This is a genomic window from Nocardia sp. NPDC058497, assembly GCF_042720195.1.
GTDB lineage: Bacteria > Actinomycetota > Actinomycetes > Mycobacteriales > Mycobacteriaceae > Nocardia.
In genome coordinates this window covers 568-2,780 of the sequence record NZ_JBHXMY010000701.1, presented here as the reverse complement: position 1 = coordinate 2,780, position 2,213 = coordinate 568, and the positions used below count along the sequence as shown (strand labels likewise).

Genomic DNA, 2,213 nt, shown 5'->3' with positions numbered 1-2,213 from the left:
CCGCGCGGGTGCTTGAGGGGCTGGGGGCGGCCGCGACCGCCTTGTACATGCATTCGGGTCAGTTCCTGTCGAAACAGGTCTTTGCTGTTGCAGTCGGACGTGTGGTTCTGCTTGGGCTCGAGGGAACGTTGGAATTGGTGAATTCCAGTCTGGCCGCGTTTGTGGAATTCCTGTATCGGTTCGCGCTGTTTATCGATGCCGATCGGGGTTTGTCCGTTCGCGTTGAACGGGCCCGGGAATTGAGGCAAGATTTGACAACCCAGGATCCGCGCGCATTTGTCGATCCTGACAGCTGGTGGAACGTTGTGGTCGGCAGTCTGTCTACTTGATTCCGACGATGTAGGCACCCAAGTGGGTTGGTTGGTGCGAGCAGGCAAATCAGCTGAGAAAAAGTGAAACCTCAACTCGAACGAGTTGGGGTTTTTTTATACCCAAAATCAAGTAGAGGTGGTGGAGGATGGGTGTTTGGGAACCGCACGCGGAATCGCGGCGGATGGATGAGATGTTTCGGGTCGAGCAGGAGGATGCTCGGGATCAAGAGGTTCTGGTCCGGTACTGGGACAAGGACATGCAGGAGGTGGGGGAGGAGCGGAGCTATCTGTCGTTGCAGATGAGTTTTCCGCGGAACTCGGCCGGCGGGTTGAAGATGATCTGTCCGCGGGACATGGTGCACTTCGACCATCTGTTCGGCAATCATGCCGACACGACCCTGCCGATCACCGTGAACACCAGGGGTTTTCGGTGGGACGGCTACATCACCAAGGCGTCGATTGTCCGGGATGACAACGGGGTCGAGACGGTGGATATCGAGGCGATTCACGCCTGGAACCATGTGTCGACGATCTGCTGCTGGGCGAGTCCGTTCGCGCCGGTGCTGGCGCAGTTCCCGCGCCACCATATCCTGTTCGGTCCGGTTCGGACGTTGGTGACGACGTATCTGACGATGAATCTGATGCGGCTGCAGGGGAACACGACGTTCCCGATCGCGGTCGTGCCGGTTGATCCGCGCACCGACACCAGCCGGTGGAGCGCCGCCTCGGCGCGATTCGACATGGCCGACAAGCTGTTCCAGCCGATGCTCGAGGATTCGGGTGTCATGTTGACGGCTCGGTTCTTCCTGCCGGGTGAAGACGAGCAGCCTGCGCCGGAGTGGTTCTTCCTCGAGAAGCCGACCGTGGTGTTGGAGACCGTGGATAAGTCGGGTGTCACCGGTCCGACTGGCACTCTGCTGGACGGAATCATGTCGTGGTTCGAGGAATTCGCCGACGACGGGACGACCCCGATGCGGTATCCGAATTTCGACTCGACGAGCGAATACGAGGCGGTCTACGGGACGCCGGGCAAGTTCGGCACGATGCGAAATCTTCCCTGGGTGTGGTACTTCGAAGGCGAGTACTCCGGGATCGGTGCCTCCGAGATCGCGCTGCACAAGCCGACGGCGACCGACATCATCGTCGGCGGTCGTTCACCGGGCTGGGTGAACGCGGGCATCGAGATGGCGATCAAGGGTTTGCTGTCGCTGATCGGCCTGGATTGGCTCTATCGCGGCCAGCTCGACGATGTCTTCCTCGCCTGGATGGTGTACCGGGATATGGAGCGGGTGAACAAGGCCGGCCCCTATGCCTTCCGGGAGCTGTTCATCACCGGCAGTGACAAGGCATTCACCCTCGACGGGTTTGTCGCGGCCCGCCAGGGTCTGCATCTGACTCGTGGCTACACCAGTCACAAGGTGACCATTCAGGACAACGCTCCATACCTGATCGGCCGGGATTTCGGTCTGGGCGACCAGATCGGTTTCGCGATGGACCAGAAGGTGTTCACCGATTACGTCACCGAGCTGACCTTCACCGACGACCGTGAGACCGCGGCGATGTGGCAGATCACCGTGGGTGACGGGTCCGACGAAGAGGATTCCGTCGTCAAGGCGTGGCAGCGGCTCGGCCGCGTCGCCTCGGCGATCAAGGATCTGTCCAGCGATGTGGGCGCCGATTTGGACCTGCTCATCATCTGAAGTCCCTCACGTAGAGGAGAAAATCTATGGCGGATATCAGTTTTCCCGCCCATCTCATGGCCCATCGCACACCCGATATCGATGGGCTACCGATTCTCACCGCGCAGGTCGAAGTGGCCGATGATGTGCGCGACTTACCGCTTACTTGGGGGGGGGGGGGGGCGCGCGGGGGGGGGCGGGGGCGACCGCGCGCCCGCAGCCG

General features: G+C 61.0%; 2 protein-coding genes. Both read left to right on the top strand.

Annotated features, from left to right (window positions below):
* A partial coding sequence (locus tag ACFWPJ_RS29720; protein ID WP_378856364.1) for an SUKH-4 family immunity protein occupies positions 1-329 on the top strand: 329 nt, incomplete at its 5' end.
* Positions 330-457: 128 nt separating this feature from the next.
* Positions 458-2,011, top strand: coding sequence for a phage tail protein (locus tag ACFWPJ_RS29715; protein ID WP_378856362.1), 1,554 nt, complete (start codon positions 458-460; stop codon positions 2,009-2,011).
* Positions 2,012-2,213 lie beyond the last annotated feature (202 nt).

Bases quoted from the DNA above. Each gene is read 5' to 3' on its own strand.
- ACFWPJ_RS29715 (WP_378856362.1), top strand. From the start codon at position 458: ATGGGTGTTTGGGAACCGCACGCGGAATCGCGGCGGATGGATGAGATG.